Origin of the sequence: Vreelandella malpeensis, assembly GCF_020622355.1 — a bacterium.
Classification (GTDB): Bacteria; Pseudomonadota; Gammaproteobacteria; order Pseudomonadales; family Halomonadaceae; genus Vreelandella; species Vreelandella malpeensis.
Genome location: NZ_WHVL01000005.1, coordinates 252,501 through 265,656, shown reverse-complemented (window position 1 = coordinate 265,656; position 13,156 = coordinate 252,501). Strand labels below are relative to the sequence as shown.

General features: G+C 66.1%; 11 protein-coding genes. 5 read left to right on the top strand and 6 right to left on the bottom strand.

Annotated features, from left to right (window positions below; all coding sequences use genetic code 11):
- Positions 1-22: 22 nt before the first annotated feature.
- Positions 23-1,960 carry a DNA topoisomerase III gene (locus GEV37_RS13135; RefSeq protein WP_227390708.1) on the bottom strand — a complete coding sequence of 646 codons (1,938 nt, stop codon included), beginning with the start codon at positions 1,958-1,960 and terminating at the stop codon, positions 23-25.
- Positions 1,961-2,033: 73 nt separating this feature from the next.
- On the opposite strand from GEV37_RS13135, the gene GEV37_RS13130 reads away from it, so the two are divergent.
- Together GEV37_RS13130 and GEV37_RS13125 are read left to right on the top strand one after the other, a co-directional pair.
- Positions 2,034-3,290: an ABC1 kinase family protein gene (locus GEV37_RS13130; protein ID WP_227390707.1), complete on the top strand. Its 1,257-nt coding sequence runs from the start codon at positions 2,034-2,036 to the stop codon at positions 3,288-3,290.
- A 176-nt stretch (positions 3,291-3,466) separates the two neighbouring features.
- Complete coding sequence (locus tag GEV37_RS13125; protein ID WP_227390706.1) at positions 3,467-5,287, top strand: SEC-C domain-containing protein; 1,821 nt, start codon at positions 3,467-3,469, stop codon at positions 5,285-5,287.
- Here GEV37_RS13125 and GEV37_RS13120 read toward each other — a convergent pair.
- Entirely contained in the window at positions 5,284-6,642 is a 1,359-nt protein-coding gene (locus GEV37_RS13120; RefSeq protein WP_227390705.1) for an AmpG family muropeptide MFS transporter, read from the bottom strand. The genes GEV37_RS13125 and GEV37_RS13120 overlap by 4 nt on opposite strands.
- A 107-nt stretch (positions 6,643-6,749) precedes the next feature.
- Between GEV37_RS13120 and GEV37_RS13115 the strand changes: the two genes are divergently transcribed.
- Positions 6,750-7,268 (top strand): FKBP-type peptidyl-prolyl cis-trans isomerase, encoded by a 519-nt coding sequence (locus tag GEV37_RS13115; RefSeq protein WP_227390704.1) that lies wholly within the window; start codon positions 6,750-6,752, stop codon positions 7,266-7,268.
- Positions 7,269-7,437: 169 nt separating this feature from the next.
- On the opposite strand, the gene GEV37_RS13110 is transcribed toward GEV37_RS13115, so the two are convergent.
- On the bottom strand, positions 7,438-7,854 hold the full coding sequence (locus GEV37_RS13110) for a transglycosylase SLT domain-containing protein (protein ID WP_227390793.1): 417 nt from the start codon (positions 7,852-7,854) through the stop codon (positions 7,438-7,440).
- Positions 7,855-8,004: 150 nt separating this feature from the next.
- The gene (locus tag GEV37_RS13105; RefSeq protein WP_227390703.1) at positions 8,005-9,726 is read right to left on the bottom strand and encodes a proline--tRNA ligase; all 1,722 of its coding nucleotides are present in this window, start codon (positions 9,724-9,726) and stop codon (positions 8,005-8,007) included.
- 212 nt (positions 9,727-9,938) lie between these two features.
- Here GEV37_RS13105 and GEV37_RS13100 point away from each other — a divergent pair, with 212 nt between their 5' ends.
- Positions 9,939-10,373, top strand: a complete 435-nt coding sequence (locus GEV37_RS13100; protein ID WP_227390702.1) for a hypothetical protein — start codon at positions 9,939-9,941, stop codon at positions 10,371-10,373.
- A 15-nt stretch (positions 10,374-10,388) separates the two neighbouring features.
- Here the strand turns inward: GEV37_RS13100 and GEV37_RS13095 are convergent, their stop codons facing one another.
- Complete coding sequence (locus tag GEV37_RS13095) at positions 10,389-11,576, bottom strand: benzoate/H(+) symporter BenE family transporter (RefSeq protein WP_227390701.1); 1,188 nt, start codon at positions 11,574-11,576, stop codon at positions 10,389-10,391.
- Positions 11,577-11,725: 149 nt separating this feature from the next.
- Between GEV37_RS13095 and GEV37_RS13090 the strand changes: the two genes are divergently transcribed.
- Positions 11,726-12,313, top strand: a complete 588-nt coding sequence (locus GEV37_RS13090; protein WP_227390700.1) for a helix-turn-helix domain-containing protein — start codon at positions 11,726-11,728, stop codon at positions 12,311-12,313.
- Here GEV37_RS13090 and nfo read toward each other — a convergent pair.
- Positions 12,283-13,143 carry a deoxyribonuclease IV gene (nfo, locus tag GEV37_RS13085; RefSeq protein WP_227390699.1) on the bottom strand — a complete coding sequence of 287 codons (861 nt, stop codon included), beginning with the start codon at positions 13,141-13,143 and terminating at the stop codon, positions 12,283-12,285. The genes GEV37_RS13090 and nfo overlap by 31 nt on opposite strands.
- Positions 13,144-13,156: the final 13 nt, after the last annotated feature.

Below are 13,156 nucleotides of genomic sequence, written 5' to 3'. Positions count from 1 at the left end.
CCCTGTAGGGGAACCAGCAATATCAGGAAGAGGAACGTGTTGTCTTCCTCGCGGGAGTGCTTTTACGGCGAGTAGTCTTTTTACCAGCGCCCTTGCGTGCTTGTGCGATGCGTTTGGCGGGCGCCGCCGCTTCACCTTGGGCCGTTTGCAGGCTAGAGCGCAGCCGTCCTGCATCGCTTTGCTTCAATAGTCCGTAAAGATCGTCTATCAGCGCCTGCTGGAAAGCCCGGGCATCGCCGCTACCTTCGGCGATGCCGCTCAGGCGCTGCTCCCAAAGCGCGGTGCGCTCCGGGGTGCTGACCGCCGCGGGCAGGGCGCTGATCAGCGCGGTGCCGAGTTTCGTGGCGCGCAGGGCTTTCTGCTTGCGTACCAGATACCCGCGCTGCACCAGGGTCTCGATGATGCCGGCGCGGGTCGCCTCGGTGCCGAGGCCGTCGGTCTCGCGCAGGGTGCGGCGCACTTCCGGGTCCTCGACGTAGCGACCGATGTTCATCATCGCCTTGATGAGGCTGGCATCGGTAAACGGCTCCGGCGGGCGGGTCTCTTTCTCTTCCACGCCGGCTTCACGCGTCCGGCACGGCTCGCCCTGGGTCAGCGGTGGCAGCGGCGGGGAATCTTCTTTGGTGGTGAACAGCGGTTTCCAGCCCGGATCGAGCACGCTTTGGCCGCGGGCGCGAAAGGCCTCGTCGAGCAAATGAAACTCCGCCTTAACCTCGAAGGTGCGCAGCGGCGGATAGAACTGGGCCATCACGTTGCGTACCACCAGGCGAAACACCTGCGCCTCCATTTCGGAGAGTGTGGCAAAGTCCGCCGCCTTGCCGGTCGGGGCCAGCGCGTGGTGGGCGCCGACCTGCTTGTCGTTCCAAGCCTTGGAGCGCAGGGAAAAGTCGGCCCCCTCGAGCCACTCGGAAAGAGTGGCATCGTTTCGGCAGGCGCCGCCCAGGCTCTTTCTGGCGAGCGGCAGATGCTCTTCCGGCAGGTAGCGGCAGTCCGAGCGCGGGTAGGTGATCAGTTTGTGGCGCTCGTAGAGGCTCTGACAGACGTCGAGCACCGTCTGGGCGGAGAGTCCGAAGCGGCGCGCGGCGTCGACCTGCAGCGCCGAGAGCGAGTAAGGCAGCGGTGCGTTCTGGCGCTTCTCGTTTTGTTCGAGCTTGGCGAGCCGGCCCTCGGCGCCGGGCAGCCTGGCCGCCAGCGCATCCGCCGGAGCGCGCTCGACCAGTCGGCCCTGGTCGTCCAGTGGCTGGCGCTCGGTGGGTGCCCACCAGGCGCGAAGCCGTCCTCGGGCCACCTCGATATCTACCCAGAGCGGGTAGAACGGGTAGGGCGTGAAGTCGCGAATGGCGTTGTCACGCCTGACGATCAGCCCCAGTACCGGCGTCTGCACGCGGCCGACGGAGAGCACGCCGTCATGGCCCGCCTGGCGTCCGGTCAGCGTCCAGGCGCGGGTTAGATTGATGCCGTAGAGCCAGTCCGCCCGCGAGCGTGCCTGGGCGGCCTGGAACAGCGGCTGGAAGTCGGCGTTGCTGGCAAGCTTTGAAAGCGCACGAGCCACCGCCGGGCGGTTCAGATCGCTGACCAGAAGCCTCGATACCGGGCCGCGATAGTTCAGGTACTCGATCACCTCCTGGACCAGAAGCTGGCCTTCGCGGTCCGGGTCGCCGGCGTGTACCACTTCGGCGGCCTGCTTGATCAGCTTGCGGATCACCGCGAGCTGGCCGCGCGCCTTGGCGCGTGGGGCGAGCTTCCAGCTACCAGGCACGATCGGCAGCCGGTCGAGCCGCCACTGCTTGTCGGCGGGGTCGTAGGCCTCCGGGGCGGCCTGCTCCAGCAGATGGCCCAGACACCAGGTCACGGTGGTGTCACCGCAGACGATGGCGCCCTCCTGGCGCTGGCCGCCGCCGGGCAGCGCATCGGCAATGGCTCGGGCGAGGCTGGGTTTTTCGGCGATGATCAAGCGCATTCCCGCTTTACCTTAACGTGTCGGAAAATTGCGCCTATGGTAACAGAGAGTCACTAGTCAGCGAGGTGAATGCATGCGTGAGCGTGGACGAACACGGCGATTGATGGGCCTGGGGGCGCGTACCGGCGGGGCGATGCTCAAGACGCGTCTCGGCGGCCAGGCGGATTGGCGCGCACTGGGCGAGGCGCTGTTCGAAGGGCTTTCGGAACTCAAGGGGCCGGCGATGAAGATGGCGCAGGTGATGTCCCAGTGGGACGACCTGCTGCCGGCGGATCTTTCCGAGGAGCTTGCGCGTTTGCAACGTCAGGCCGAGTCGATGCCCTGGCCGCGCATTCGCGAGGCGCTGGTGCTTCAATATGGCGATCTCGACGCGCACTTTCGCCAGATCGAGGAGCGACCCTTCGCCAGCGCCTCGATGGGCCAGGTGCACAAGGCACTCACGTATGATGGCGACACCGTAGTACTCAAGGTGCAGTACCCCGGGCTTGCCGAGGTGCTCGAGAGCGATCTCGTCCAGCTCAAGCGCATCCTGCGTCTGGGGCGCTGGTTCAAGGTGCCCCAGGCGCGCCTCGATGCGCTGTTCGAGGAGCTCGCCGCCGGGCTTCGCAACGAGCTCGACTATCAGGCCGAGGCCCGGGCGCTGGCGCGCTACCGCGAGCGCTACGCGTGTGAGCCGCGGCTAGTGATACCCGAACCGCTGCCGGAGCTTTGCGGACCTCACGTGCTCGCCATGCGTTTCGTCGACGGTACGCCGCTTCGCGAGCTGGAAGATGCCGATGACACCACCCGGCAGGCGGTGGCGCAAACGCTTGCCGACTGGATCACCCGAGAGCTGTTCACCTTCTGTGAATTGCACGCCGATCCTCATGCCGGCAATTTCGCCGTCGATGCCCGGCAGCGACTGATCATCTACGACTTCGGGGCGGTGATCGACGTGCCCCATGAGCGGCTCACGGCGATGATGGGGCTGTTGAAAGCGACGCTGGACCAGGACCCCATGGCGATGGACGACGCCATGATGGCGCTGGGCGGGCGTCAGGGGCAGGGCGCGCCGCTTTCGCTCTACCGCGAGGCGGCCGAATGCGTGGCCCCCTTGTTCGAACCCGGGGAGCAGGATTTCGGCGACGTACGCGTGCACCGGCGCCTGCGCGAGCTATCGCCCAAGGTGTGGGGTGCGATGGACCGGCTCCAGCCGCCGGCAGATACGCTCTTGCTCTCGCGCGCGCTCAACGGCCACTACTGGAATCTGGTGCGCTTGAAGGCACGCCTGGACATGCACGCGCGCGTCGCGCCACTACTGGACAGCGCAGGCTTGGCGTCACCCCGTTGAGACGGCTCGGCCGGCCAACGACTTGAGCCAGAACACCCGCGGCTTTTCGCTCTCCTGATCGGTGCCGATGTCCCTTCAGGTGAAGTGCGCGGTCAGCATTGGGCGGCGCCAATCCTCCTGCGTGAAGATCGGCAGCCGTGCTAGACTGTTGCGCTTTCAACACAGGGGAGATGGCAATGCTGGCGGTATGGGTCGATCAGCTGCTGGGATTTGCCTCGGGGGCACTCTCGGCGATCAGGCAGAACGAACACTACCCGGACTTCATGATCTGGGTGCGCGCCGAAGGCGCGGAATTCTTCAACGGCAACGTGGCGACCTCCCAGGCGCTTGCGCCGATTCTCTGGTCGCAGACCCCGCTCGAGCGGCTCGACTTCGCCGCCGAGCCCCTGGCGACGCCCGGTCGCAACGAGCCGTGCTGGTGCGACTCCGGGCGCAAGTACAAGCAGTGCTGCCAGCGGGTCGATTTCCCGACCGAGATTCCCGCGCAGATGATGTGGATGCTGTCGCTCAAGGAGTGGAAGGGGGCGACCTTGAAGGCCGCTCTCGATAGCCACCACGCGCCGGCCCAGGCGCTGCTGGAGGCCGGATTGATCGCCGCCGAAAGTGGCCAGACCGGGCGTGCCATGCAGATTCTCGAGTCGCTGTTCGACGGCAGCGACTGGTCGCGCCTGCCGGATCAGGCCGAGCCCGCCTTCGAGATCCTCCTGGACATCTACCAGGAGCGCGGCTTCACCCGCAAGCGCGCGGACCTGCTCGACGAGGTGATGGAGCGCGGGCCGCTGTTCTTGCGCGGCGTGGCGCTCGAGCGCCTGTGCCTGATGCACCTGGACAACGACGATCTGGACAGCGCGCGCGGCGCCTTCATCAAGGCGATGCAGGCACTGCCGGACTCGCCGACGCTGGCCTACATCGAAGCGATGCTGCTGCTTCACGAAGGCCACGAGGAGGAAGCGCGCGAACGGGCCAACTTCTGGTATCGCCGTCTGGTCCGTCAAGGCGGGCTCGACGAGGAGCAGCTAGAGTTTCTGGCGGCGCTGGCCGACAACCCCGGCGCCACGCTCGCCGACCAGCTTCTCAGCGCCGAGGAGGATCTCGCTACGCCCCTGATCGCGCTGCAGTCGCTTCTAGCGGCACTGCCTACGGCGCCCAAACTCGACATCGCGCCCTCCGAGAATGGCGAGCGCCTGTACTACACCACTACCGCGCGTGAAGAGACGCTGTTCGCCGCCTGGCACGAGCAGTTTCAGGTGTGGGTGGACGACGATGTGGCACTTGGCTTTCGCGACGACCCCTGGGGTAACGCGGTGGAGTGGATGTCGGCGCTGTGTGCCAACCCTGAGTGGCTCGATGCGCCGCAGGTGGTGCAGGATATGACCCTGGCGCTCACCAGCCGCTTCGGTAGCCTGCCGTGGATGGCGGCGAGCCTGCTCGAACCCTTGGCGGTGCGCCTGTCGCGCTGGCTCGAACAGGCGCGCGCCGCAGGCCCCGGCAATCTGTGCTGGGACGATGCGAGCAACGTCATGCTGCTGCGCACGGGCCTGGCGTTGGTGGTCGGCATGGAGCGCGGCGCCCGCCAGCACTCCCGCGAGCTCGCCGAGGAGCTGCTGGCGATCGACCAGGAAGACAGTCTCGGCCTCAAGGAGCTGGTGCTCGACCAGCTCTTGCGCGATGACCGCAATCAGGAGGCGCTGGCGCTCACCGAGCAGCAGGATAAAGATGACGGTTCACTGGTGCTGGGACTGATGATGGGGCGCACGCTGGCGCTCTATCGCCTGGGTGAGCAGGCGGCCGCGGAAAAGGCGCTCGACGAGGCCGTGGCCCATAACCGACACGCCTTGGAGCTTATCTGCGCCGAGAGCCCCAAGCCATCGCTTCCGCATTCGGATGGCCAGGTCGATCCAGGCTCGCGCGCCGAGGCGTGGCAGTACCGCACGCTGATGCGCGACCAGTGGCGCACCACGCCCGGCGCGCTCGACTGGCTGCTCGCTCGCCGCTAGCGCTCTTGCGCGCCGAGCAGCGCCGCATCACGGTTCACCCACACCGCCAGCAGCACGGCAGGCAGGCCCAGGAGTGTCGCCACCAGAAAGAAGGTGGCGTAGCCCTGGGCGGCCACCACGAGCCCGCCGAACCCGCTCAGGAACTTGCCCGGCAGCGTCATCAGCGACGAGAACAGCGCATACTGGGTCGCAGTGTAGGCCTTCGAGGTCAAGCTCGACAGAAAGGCGATGAACACCGCGCTTGCCAGGCCGTTGGCAAGGTTGTCCCCGACGATCGTCACCACCAGCATCGGCACCCGATCGCCCACCAGGGCCAGCGCCGAGAACAGCAGGTTGGTGATCATGACCAGTGCCGCCCCCGCGATCAACAGCGGCCCGATGCCGTAGCGCACCACCAGAAGCCCGCCCAGAATACCGCCGGTGATGCTCATCGCGATGCCGAAGATATTGGTGACGGTGGCGATGGTCTCGAGCGAAAAGCCCAGGTCGATGTAAAGCGGGTTGGCCATCGACCCCATTGCCAGGTCGCTTACGCGAAACACCGCGATGAACAGTAGAAGCCCCAGCGCCTTCACGCCGAATCGGCGAAAGAAATCCATGAATGGACAGACCACCGCGCCCAGCGCCCAGGCACCGAGGCGCCGATAGGCTTTCGGTTTGCCGCGACTGGTGCGCAGGAAGACGCGCACGCTGGGCTCGTGGACGAGCTGCAGCCCGAGCGAGGCGCGGGCGGGTTCCGGGCGAATCAGCACGGTCAGCACACCCACGCCCATGAGCAGCGCCATGCAAAGATAAGCCGCCGACCAGGAGAGGTGCGCGGCGATGTAGAGCGCGCCGGCGCCGGCGGCGATCAGCCCCAGCCGATAGCCGATGATGTAGCTCGACGACAGCGCTGCCTGCAGGTCGTCACCGGCGGACTCGATGCGGTAGGCGTCCACGGCGATGTCCTGGGTGGCCGAGCCGAAGGCCACCAGCAGCGCAAAGGCGGCCACCCAGCCGAGGTTACCGACCGGATCGACCCCGGCCATGCCGACCAGCCCCGCCACGATCAACGCCTGGGCGAGCAGCATCCAGCCGCGCCGCTGGCCGAACAGGCGCGTCAAGCCCGGCAGCGCCAGCCGGTCGACCACCGGTGCCCAGAAGAACTTGATCGAGTAGAGCATGCCGATCCAGGCGAAGAAGCCGATGGCGGCGACCTCGACGCCGTCGCTTCTAAGCCATGCCGAAAGCGTCGAGAACACCAGCAAGAAAGGCAACCCCGCGGAGAATCCCAGAAACAGCATGGTGACAACCGGCGCGCAGAAATAGACCAGCAGCGCGCTGCGCCAGCTACGCTTCGGGGTGGGGATGGCCATGAACGTCGAACTCCAGAAAGAAACCTGTCATCGAAAACCGTGAAAAAACGCGCAGATGATAGACTAGTGCCCCATCGAACCACCAGCTTACCGGAGAGGAGTTTTGCATGTCGATTGCGCCCCATCAGGTCGTATGCCTGCACTACGCATTGAGCGATGTCCAGCAGGACGGCACCCAGGCGCTGCTGGACGATTCCCGCGCGCGTCAGAAGCCGCTCGAATACCTGCACGGGCATGACAATATTCTGCCCGGGCTGGAACGCGCGCTTATCGGCAAGGTGCCGGGGGACGTCTTCAGCGCTACCCTGGCGCCCAGCGAAGCCTACGGGCGGCGTGACGAGGCCCTGGTGCAGTGGCTCAAGCGCGATGCCTTCGGCGGCGCCGAGCTCGCCCCGGGCAGCCGCTTCCAGACCGAGGGCGAGGCCGGCCCGCAGATCGTCACGGTGCTCGAACTCGAGGGCGATCGGGTGCGGGTGGATTTGAATCATCCGCTGGCCGGTCACACCCTGCACTACCGGGTGGAGGTACTCGAGGTGCGCGAGGCGACCCGCGCGGAGCTCGCCAAGGGCCATCCGCTACCGCCGGGCACCGAGCACGCCAAGATCGAGGATCGCAAGGTGCTTTAGGCGAGCAGAAGCTGACCGGGGTCAAGGTTTTTCGGCGTAAAGTCGCTAAAGTGGACCTTGCTTTGTCAGTCGGTGTTTTCAGCACACAGGACTGCTTTGTCAGGGTAGAAGGCGCAAGCCTTCGATTCAGCCGGCCGGGGGGCCGGCTTTTTTTGCCTGCGGGATACGCCTAGCGCCAGTGGGCCTGCCAGGCGCGCATCACGCGTTCCGGGTACCAGGTCTGGCCCAGGCTTCCGTTATAGCGGGCCAGCGCCCGGGTGAAGTCGCCGTTCTCGACGGCCAGGTAGTGGGCGAGGATCGTGCAGCCGTAGCGCAGGTTGCGGTTCGGGTCGGTCAGGTCGTCCAGGGGCAGGCCGAGCTCCGCGACCCAGAAGGGCATGATCTGCATCAAGCCCACGGCGCCGGCGGAGGAGATCGCGTCTGGCTTGAAGGCGCTTTCCACCTCGATCAGCGCCAGCACCAGCGCCGGTGGAAGACCCGCCAGCTGGGCTTCCTGGTAGAGGCGAGCCAGGAGCGCCTCGCGACGCTCGGTGCTTGCGATGAAGCGGGAGAGCGGCGCGTGCATGCGCGCCTGGAAGTGGCGCAGGTGGTGATGATCGACGCCACCGCCCGCCGCGAAGGTCGGGCGGTGGGGGAGGTCGGCCCAGCCAGGCGAAAGCGCGAGGGCAAGCCCCAGCACCACTCCCGAAACGAGCCGACGCTTCACGCTCGCCCCACGCCTGGCCAAAAGCGCCGATCAGGCGCCGCGGCGTTCGTTCAGGAACGCGACGATGTTCGCCTGCTCGACCATGGTGGCCTCGGCGTCGCGACGGCCCTTGTACTCGAGCTCGCCGTTGTCGAGCCCCCGGTCGCCGATCACGATGCGGTGCGGCACACCCATCAGCTCGAGATCCGCGAACTTGACCCCCGGGCGGGTGTCGCGGTCGTCGAGCAGCACGTCGAAGCCCGCCTCGACCAGCGTCTGGTAGAGTGCCTCGGATGCCTCGCGCACGCGCTGGGACTTGTGGGCGTTCATCGGCACCAGCGCCACGTTGAACGGCGCGATGGCGTCGGGCCAGATGATGCCGGCATCGTCGTGATTCTGCTCGATGGCCGCCGCCACCACGCGGGTGATGCCGATGCCGTAGCAGCCCATCCACGGGTGCAGGGTCTTGCCGCTGTCGCCGAGTACCTTGGCGTCCATCGCCTCGGAGTACTTCCTGCCCAGCTGGAAGACGTGGCCCACTTCGATGCCACGCTTGATCGACAGCGTCCCCTGGCCGTCCGGCGACGGGTCGCCCTCGACAACGTTGCGCAGGTCCGCCACCTTGGGCAGCGCCAAGTCGCGCTCCCAGTTGATGCCGAAGTAGTGCTTGCCTTCGATGTTGGCGCCGGCGCCGAAGTCGGACATCAGCGCCACGCTACGATCGACGATGATCGGCATGTCCAGGTTGACGGGGCCAAGTGACCCGAAGCCCGCGCCTGCCGCGGCGCGAATTTCCTGCTCGTCGCCCATGGTCAATGGCGCAGCCACCTCGGGCAGGTTCTCTGCCTTCACTTCGTTGAGCTCGTGATCGCCGCGCACCAGCAGCGCGATCAGTCCGCCTTCGGCAGCGCGCACGATCAACGTTTTCACGGTCTTCTCGATGGGCAGGCCGTGCTGCTCGACCAGCGCGGCGATGGTCTTGGCGTCGGGCGTATCGACCAGCTGCATCTGCTGGGTCGGGGCGGGGCGCTCGAGGTCGCTACCCAGTGGCGCGGCCAAGGCCTCGGCCTTCTCCATGTTGGCGGCGTAGTCCGAGGCGTTGGAGAAGACGATGTCGTCTTCGCCGGAGCTTGCCAGTACGTGGAACTCGTGGGAGCCGGTGCCGCCGATCGAGCCGTTGTCGGCGATCACCGGGCGGAAATTGAGCCCGAGGCGAGTGAAGATGCGCGTGTAGGCCTCGAAGATCGACTGGTAGGTGTCCTTGAGGGAGTCTTCGTCGGCATGGAAGGAGTAGGCGTCCTTCATGATGAACTCCCGCGAGCGCATTACTCCGAAACGTGGGCGGATCTCGTCGCGAAACTTGGTCTGGATCTGGTAGAAGGTGGTGGGAAGCTGCTTGTAGCTTGCGATCTCCTTGCGCACGAGATCGGTGATCACCTCTTCGTGGGTCGGGCCCACGCAGTAGTCGCGGTCGTGACGATCCTTCAGGCGCAGAAGCTCCGGGCCGTACTGCTCCCAGCGGCCGGACTCCTGCCACAGATCCGCCGGTTGGACGGCCGGCATCAGCACCTCCTGGGCGCCGGCGCGGTCCATCTCCTCGCGCACGATGCGCTCGACCTTGCGCAGGGTGCGAAGCCCGAGAGGCAGCCAGGTATAGAGCCCCGAGGTCAAGCGGCGGATCATGCCGGCGCGCAGCATCAGCTGGTGACTGATGACCTCCGCATCGGCCGGGGTCTCTTTCAGGGTGGCGATCAGTAGTTGGCTGGCGCGCATGGGCGAGAAGCTTCCTTTAGGGTCGGTAATACCAAAGCGTTTGGCGCTTTCGATGCGTTGAGTGCCGGCCATTGTACGGCCAAGCGCCGGGAGCGGCAAAATTAGCACAGCAGACGCCCATAGCGTTGATACGTTTATGCTAGACTGCGCCGCTCGCGGTGGTATAACCGTGTCACATCCTATTTGTTTTGATTGCACAGGGAAGACGCACGATGAAGCAGTTCTTGCAGCGTAGTTGGCAGGGGGCCGTGATCGGCACCCTGGTCGTTGGCCTGAGCGGTTGCGGCACGCTGTTTCACCCGGAGCGCAAGGGGCAGCTCTCCGGCGACGTGGACCCGGTGGTGGCGATCGCCAACGGCGTAGGCCTGTTGTTCTTCATCCTGCCCGGCGTCATCGCCTATGCGGTGGACTTCTCCAACGGCACCATTTACCTACCGAGTCACACCAGCGCTGCGATCGATACCTTTAAGCTCGACGACTCCCATGACGTCGCCACCCTCGAGAAGCTGCTCTCGGACAAGGCGGGCCAGCCCGTCGACCTGCACGACGAGCTGATGATCATGGAGCCGGTCGAGAGCCTCGACGAGGCGCTGGCGATGGTACGCATGTCCGGCGTGCTCGACGACGAGCGCCTGGGCCTGCTCTGACACCTGGCGCCGCGGCTAGCCGCGGCGCGTCAGGCGCAGGGTGATCAACCCCGCTACCAACCCCCAGAAGGCACTGCCGATACCTAAAAGCGTGACGTTGGTCCCGGTCAGCAAGAAGGTGACGATCGCCGCGTCGCGCTCGCGCGGGTCGGCAAAAGCGCCGGCAAGCCCGCCTGCGAGCGTGCCGAGCAGCGCGATGCCCGCCAGCGCCGTGACCAGCACGCCCGGCAGCGCGTTGAACAGTCCCGTTACCGACGCCCCGAAGATTCCCATCACGATATAGAACACGCCTGCAGCGACCCCGGCGGCGTAGCGCCTTTGCATGTCCGCGTGGGCGTCCGGCCCGACGCAGACCGCTGCGCTGATCGCGGCGGTGTTGAGCGCGAAGCCGCCAAAGGGGGCGAGCAGCCCCGTCGCCGCTCCGGTCCAGCCGATCAGCGCGGAGGTGGGCGGCTGGTAGCCCGCAGCACGCAGCACCGCCACGCCGGGCAGGTTCTGGGTCGCCATGGTGATGATGAACAGCGGAATGCCGATACCGATCAGCGTCGTGGGCACGAAAGCGGGCAGAGTGAACACCGGCAGTGCCGGCGCCAGCGGAATCTCATCAAAGGCGACCTGACCGAGCGCCAGGGCGACCGCCACGCCTGCCACCAGCACCCCGGGCACGGCCATGGTCGGCCATAGCCTGCGCCCGATGAGCCAGGCGCCAAGCATGACCAGTGGCAGCAGCCACTGGGTCTGCATCACCGCGAAGAGCTCGAGCCCGAAGCGCAGCAGAATGCCTGCCAGCAGCGCCTGGGCAATGGCACCGGGAATGAAGCGCATCAGGCGCTCGAAAAGCCCGGTGACCCCGCACAGCGTGATCAACAGCGCCGAGAAGATGAACGCTCCGATGGCCTCGGCCATCGGCACCCCGGGCAGGCTGGTGGCCAGAAAGGCCGCGCCGGGGGTAGACCAGGCGGTGAGCAGCGGCATACGGTAGTAGAGCGAAAGAATTAATGAGGTCAGCCCCATGCCGATGCCCAGCGCCCAGAGCCAGGAGCTGATCTGGGCGGCGCTGGCGCCCGCCGCTGCGGCGGCCTGGAAGATGATCGCCGCCGAGCTGGTGTAGCCGATGGTGACGGCGACGAGCCCGGCAGTGATGGTCGAAAACGAGGTGTCCTGCCAGAGTGATCGGCGACGGGAGGCGGTGGGTGTGCTCATGAATACCTTCTGCGGCGTTCTTTATGTGCGTTATAGCGCACATGAACGCTAACATCGTACGTTAAAACGCACAATGGTCTAGAGTTCGTCATCTGGGTTGCAGGCAAATCCGTTTCCTCGCTCTCTTTTTATCACTGCAAGGAGTCTTCATGGCAAGCGATTCGACGCCCATCGCGGTTCACGTCGCGCGAACCGTCAAGCGCCTGCGCCAGGTGCGCGAGTGGAGCCTGGCCCACGCGGCGCTGGAGACCGGGGTGAGCAAGGCGATGCTGGGCCAGATCGAGCGCGGCGAGTCGAGCCCGACGGTGGCCACACTATGGAAGATCGCCAGCGGCTTCAGGGTCTCGTTCTCGACGCTGTTCGACGAGGGCAAGCCGCTGTCGGACGAACCGCGCCGCGACGAGGTGACATCGGTCTGGGGCGAGGACAGCGCCGGCATGCAGGCACGCCTTCTTTTTCCCTTCGATCCGCTTCTGGGGTTCGAGATGTTCATGATCGAGCTCGCCCCCGGGGCGCTGAGCGAATCAGCGCCCCACGCAAGCGGCGTGGTCGAGCATATCGTGGTGGTGGAAGGGGTGCTGGAGCTGCGGATCGACGAGCGCTGGCAGCGACTCGAGAGCGGCGAGGGGCTGCGCTTTCTCGCCGACCGGCCCCACGCCATGCGCAACCCCGGCACGGGCCGGCTACGCTTTCACGATGTGATCCATTATCTGGCCGGGGCGGCCTCGGACGCTTGAGCGCGCAGCCAGCGAATTTCCTCCGGCCAGTTCTCCGGTTCGACGGTTTCCAGTATCAGCGGAATGTCGTCGGTGCGGGCATCCTGCATCAGGGCGGTGAACGCCTCGAGGCCGATGTTACCCTTGCCGAGGCCGTGGTGGCGATCCACGCGGCTGCCGAAGTCGCTCTTGGCATCGTTCAAGTGCATGCCGCGCAGGTACTCGATGCCCACCACTCGGTCGAGCTCATCGAGCATCGCCTGGGCGGCCTTTGCGCTTCTCAGTTCGTAACCTGCGGCGAAGGCGTGGCAGGTATCGATACATACGCCGACGCGCCGCTTGTCCTCGACGTGCTCGATGATGGTGGCGAGGTGATCGAAGTGCCAGCCCAGGTTGGTGCCCTGGCCGGCGGTATTCTCGATCACCGCCGTGACGCCGGCCGTCTTCTCGAGCGCCAGGTTGACCGACTCGGCGATGCGCAGGAGGCAGTCGCGTTCGCTGATCTTTCTCAGGAAGCTGCCCGGGTGGAAGTTCAGAAGCGAAAGCCCCAGCTGCTCGCAGCGCTGCATCTCGTCGAGAAAGGCCGCGCGGGATTTCTCGAGTCCTTCGCTCTCCGGATGACCCAGGTTGATCAGGTAGCTGTCGTGGGGAAGGATCTGGGCCGAGCCGAAGCCGTGCTCCCGGCACGCTGCTTTGAACGCCGCGATGGCTTCGCTTGTCAGCGGCTTGCCCTGCCACTGGCGCTGGTTCTTGGTGAACAGGGCGAAGGCGTTGGCGTCGATCTCGACGGCGCGATGAACGGCCTGGTCCGGCCCGCCGGCGGCGCTGACGTGCGCACCGATGTACTTCATGGCAACTTCTCGA

Bases quoted from the DNA above. Each gene is read 5' to 3' on its own strand.
- GEV37_RS13135 (WP_227390708.1), bottom strand. From the start codon at position 1,960: ATGCGCTTGATCATCGCCGAAAAACCCAGCCTCGCCCGAGCCATTGCC.
- GEV37_RS13130 (WP_227390707.1), top strand. From the start codon at position 2,034: ATGCGTGAGCGTGGACGAACACGGCGATTGATGGGCCTGGGGGCGCGT.
- GEV37_RS13125 (WP_227390706.1), top strand. From the start codon at position 3,467: ATGCTGGCGGTATGGGTCGATCAGCTGCTGGGATTTGCCTCGGGGGCA.
- GEV37_RS13120 (WP_227390705.1), bottom strand. From the start codon at position 6,642: ATGGCCATCCCCACCCCGAAGCGTAGCTGGCGCAGCGCGCTGCTGGTC.
- GEV37_RS13115 (WP_227390704.1), top strand. From the start codon at position 6,750: ATGTCGATTGCGCCCCATCAGGTCGTATGCCTGCACTACGCATTGAGC.
- GEV37_RS13105 (WP_227390703.1), bottom strand. From the start codon at position 9,726: ATGCGCGCCAGCCAACTACTGATCGCCACCCTGAAAGAGACCCCGGCC.
- GEV37_RS13100 (WP_227390702.1), top strand. From the start codon at position 9,939: ATGAAGCAGTTCTTGCAGCGTAGTTGGCAGGGGGCCGTGATCGGCACC.
- GEV37_RS13095 (WP_227390701.1), bottom strand. From the start codon at position 11,576: ATGAGCACACCCACCGCCTCCCGTCGCCGATCACTCTGGCAGGACACC.
- GEV37_RS13090 (WP_227390700.1), top strand. From the start codon at position 11,726: ATGGCAAGCGATTCGACGCCCATCGCGGTTCACGTCGCGCGAACCGTC.
- nfo (WP_227390699.1), bottom strand. From the start codon at position 13,143: ATGAAGTACATCGGTGCGCACGTCAGCGCCGCCGGCGGGCCGGACCAG.